3 protein-coding genes are annotated in these 4,528 nt (G+C 52.6%); all 3 read right to left on the reverse strand.

The features are described 5' to 3' along the window. On the reverse strand, positions 1-1,100 hold a 1,100-nt coding region (locus GX135_03975), incomplete at its 3' end, for a hypothetical protein (GenBank protein ID NLN85249.1). Between the two features lie 16 nt (positions 1,101-1,116). Beyond that, positions 1,117-2,079, reverse strand: a complete 963-nt coding sequence (locus GX135_03980) for a hypothetical protein (GenBank protein ID NLN85250.1) — start codon at positions 2,077-2,079, stop codon at positions 1,117-1,119. 10 nt (positions 2,080-2,089) lie between these two features. Then, the coding region (locus GX135_03985) for a T9SS type A sorting domain-containing protein (protein NLN85251.1) at positions 2,090-4,528 on the reverse strand (2,439 nt) is incomplete at its 5' end.

The following is a 4,528-nucleotide window of genomic DNA, read 5'->3' on the forward strand; positions in this document are numbered from 1 at the left end:
ATCTTTTCAAATCCGCTAACCTGGCGGTCGGAGCTGATATAGCCTTCGTTGCTGCCCCGCGCGTGGTAGAAATAGCGGTCGTTGCGGGTTGAATTTATGGGCAGCCCCAAGTTTTCCGGCAAAGACCATTCCTGCCAGCTTGTCCCGGTTTTGTAGGCTTTGAAAATATCATAGCCACCGAAGCCGGGATGTCCGTTGGAAGCAAAATAGAGGGTTTTGCCATCCCAATCCAAAAACGGCGTCTGTTCATTTTCCGAGGTGTTTATCATGGGCCCCAGGTTTTGGGGTTCGGTCCAGTAGCCGCCAATCTTTTCGCTCACGTAAATGTCTGTGCCACCGTAGCCTCCTTCACGCGAGGAGGTGAAAAAAAGCAGGCGGTCACGAAAAACCATGGGCTGGGTTTCCACCTGGGATGTGTTAAGTTGCGTCACATTTTGAGGTTGGAACCATTTGTCCGTGCGGGGTACAAAATAGATGTCTCCATCGCGTTTGTTGGCCTCATAATTTCCAAAAATCCAGGCTCCCGGTGGGTCCTCTGAAAAGCAGCCAAAAGCTTCATTCTTGTCTGTGGAAAGCTCTTTGACCAGTTCCGGACGTCCGAACCCAGAGCTGAAGATCTCGGTTCGCCAGATGTTTTCCTTGGCTTTGGCGGCGGGACGTAATGAGGTGAAATACAGATACTTGCCTTCGGGATCGGGAATCGCGCCATAATCTGAATTGCGGCTGTTCACATAATCCGGCAAAGGGGTCACGCTCACGCGGCTGAAAATCTGTTTCTGCCGTTGCACGATGCGTAAATAGTTTTCCACCTGTTGTTTATAGACCGTATCACCGGAGGAAACATAGCTGTTAAACCAGGCCATGGCTTCAGTGGTATCCGCCACCGCGATGTGCAGACGCCCCAGCCAATAGTGATATTCAGGCATCTTTCCCCCCGCGCTTTTATCGGCGTTCAGGAATTCGCGGATGGCGCGATCGTAATTCCCGCGCTGATAATATTCCATGCCTTCCTGGGCATACCTGTGTCCGGGAGAAAGAATCTGCCCCCAAGCGCTGGCAAGCAGGCCAAACAGAAGCAGGCTTACAAAGATTTTTTTCATTTTGTCACCCACGGGCTCAGAATCTGAGGATTAGAGACAGAATGTGATCGTTCGCGAATACCTCATGGTTGTTGTAGCGAAACACGTAATCCAACTGGAAATTGCGTAGCCTCACACCGGTTCCGGCGGAAAGGCTGCCACGGTTGTAACCAAGGCGCAGCCCGGTTTGCAGGGATGAAAGCGCATCCTGCCAGGAACTTTGCTCACTCACGGAAACCGTTGTGAGCCGCGAATCCGCTTCCGGATCACCGCTGATGGAAGTCCAATATTCCGCGCCAAAGCAGAAATATGGATCTTCATCCGCTTCCATTTTCGCGTCCGCTGCCAAGGTTAAACCTTTCAGCGGGTAGGCTGCAAGTCCTGCGGAAATCTGGTATGGAACCTTATCTCCATCAAATTGACCGTAGATGTCGCGAGCCATCACACCGACTTCCAAGAATTGATTGATGTCGAATTTGGCGCCAACATCCACGCCATAGCCGGTTTCGGTTTCACCGTCCAGCGAGCTCAGATGGAATTTGGGACCAAAACCAAAGCTGAATTTGCCAATGTTGTTTGCATAGCTCAGGCTTAAAGTGTTTTCGCTGTCGGCAAAAGTTCCGGTGGATTCTTCATTTTCATTGTAGCCATCGATGCCCACAACGTTGGCGTTCACCCAGGATAGCGCCAGCGCGCCAAAACCAAAGCGATTGCCAAATGAAGCATAGTTGTGGCTTCTATCCATGCCCATGTTCACGTTGACCATGGTTCCCACTTCAAAATCCTTCATACGAGTGAGCCCGGCGGGGTTCCAAAAGCCTGAGATTACATCGTTTGTGACGGTTGTTCCGGCTTCGCCCATGGCGATGACGCGCGCTCCCACACCCATGCGGGAATATGCCAAAAGGGAATTATTCATCCCCTGCGCGGACAGCGGCAGCACACATATCACCAGCAAGACCGCCGGCAGGAAGTATTTCAGGTATGTTTTGTTTTTCATTTTCGCCTCCTTATTTGACCGCGATCTTGATCACGTATTCAGATCTGTTCACGCCGTCGTTTGCAACCACGCGCGCAAAATAGGTTCCACGCCCAACCTTGGATCCATTGGCGTTTTTCAGATCCCAGGGAATTCGGATTCGGTTTGAATCCTGAGGCGGCGTGGTGATTGTCCTGACCTTCTTTCCGGAAAAATCGAATATTGAAATGGTCAGGGTGACGTCTTTGTTGCGATTCAGGACCACCACGATTTCAGCGCTGTTTGTGGCTGGGTTTGGCCAAGCGTAGGACGCGTCGCTGATGTCAAGATCCTGAGTTTGATATTGTTGCACTGTGGAAGCGCTGGGTGGGCTTTCCTCGTTGTCGTAAATTGCTGTGACGTAATATTCGTAGGATACGTCCATCGAAATGTTGTAGTCGTCGTAGTAATAGTTTCCATCCAATTGATCGTTCACAGGCAGAATGTTGAGCTGAGTGAAATCCGTTTCATCCAAGGCACGGCGATAGACATTGAAACCTTGCAGCGTTCTGCCGGAACCGGGCATGTTCCAAAGCACGCGGATGAAGCCCGCGTAGTTTATGCCGCGTGTGTTCACGGGTGCCGAAAATATGCTGTAGCTGGCGCTGGTGACACTGCTGGGAGTCCAGCCGTCCTTGAAGGCGCGGGCTGAAATCACCATGTTTTGGGCATAGTTGGGAACCGTGATGGGCTGTGAATATACAGGTGAATCCTGCGTGGGTTCGCTGCCGTCAGTGGTGTAATGGATGCTGACATCCTCTCCGGGAGCGGAAATCACGACCTGGATGGGAGCGCCGAAAACGCCTCCCGCAGGTGAGAATGCAGGTGGTGAAAGGGTTCCGGTGATTGTGTAAACCGCGGTTTTCGTTGCGGATGGGATCCATCCTTCAGCGAAGCCCTTGGCTTTTAAGGTGGTTACAGAATTCAGCGGAAGTTGGATGGGTGTTACATAAGCAGCGGAAAATGCCGTGGGTTCACTTCCATCCAGCGTGTAGCGGATTGTCGTGTTCGCCGGAAGAATTGGCTCGGCAAAGCTCACGCTCTGAGCCGTTTGGTAAGTCCCGGCGGCAGGGCTGAAGAGGATTTCTGGCAGTTCCACCTGTCCGGTCACACTGTAAACACCGGTTTGTGGTGTGCTGGGAATCCAGCCGTCCTTGAAGGCGCGGATGCTGATGTTTACATCGATGGTGTTCAAGCCAATTTCAATGGGCGCATCGAACACGGGTGAACTCTCTGTGGGAATGGAACCATCGATGGTGTAGCGGATGATTCCGCCTGAAGGGTTTGTTCCTCCAACAGATGTAACATTAATTGGCTCTGTGTAGGTGCCAGGCGCTGGGCTGAGGTATGGAGGCATCAGTTGAATTTGCCCGGTGAGGGAATATTGCGCCGTGTGGGTTTGGCTGGGCAGCCAATCAGCCTTGAAAGCCCTGACTTTCAAAGTGTAATCACCTGGCGTTTGCAGTTGGATGGGCTGCGTGTAGGCAGGGTGCGTTTCAATGGGTTCACTGCCGTCCAAACTGTAGCGCAAAGTGGCTCCGGGAGGATCTGTCTGAGTGTTCAGAACCACCTGGATATTCGAAGTGTAGGTTCCCGCCGCAGGGCTGAAAACCGGTTCAGGAATGTCGACGGTGCCTGTCACCACATAGTTTCCGGTATAAATCTGGCTGGGATTCCAATCTGTCGCAAAAGCACGGACTTTGATCGTCACATTGCTGTTTAAGCCAATGTTGATCGGGCTTCCATAGATGGGCGATGAGGCACTGGGATCGCTGCCATCTGTGGTATAGTGGATCCGGGCGTTGGCCGGAACCGTCGAAGTGTTGATGCTCACCTGCTGCAGAGTGTTATAAGTGCCTGGTTCAGGGCTGAATATCGGTGCGGCGATACTTGCCTGGCCTGTGATTGTATAGCTGGCGCTGTGGGTTTCGCTGGCGGTCCAGTCTGCCTTGAAAGCCTTGACCTTGATGGTGGTGCTGGTGTTCAGAGGCAAATTGATGGGAGCGCTGTAGATGGGCGAAGATGCCGTGGGTTCGCTGCCATCGGTGGTGTAGCGAATTGTGGCGTCACTTGGAATTGTTCCAGCAATTATGACGTTCTGCGCGGTTTGATAGGTTCCCGCTGCTGGGGTGAAAACTGGCGTGTTGAAAGAAATCTGGCCTGTGATTACGTAGGTGGCGGCAACTGTCTCGCTGGGGGTCCAATCGGCCTTGAAAGCCTTCACCCGGATGGTGGTATTGCTGTTCAGAGGCAGGTTGATCGGAGCCGTGTACGCTGCTGAGTTTTCAGTTGGGATGGTGCCGTCGGTGGTGTAACGCAGAGTTGCTCCCGCAGGTGATGTAGCTGTATTCAGGGTTACAGTCTGCGCGGTTTGATAGGTTCCGCCGGCAGGGCTGAAAACCTGGGTGGGCAACTGAACCTGACCGGTAAC

Source organism: Candidatus Cloacimonadota bacterium (assembly GCA_012522635.1).
Lineage (GTDB): Bacteria > Cloacimonadota > Cloacimonadia > Cloacimonadales > Cloacimonadaceae > Syntrophosphaera.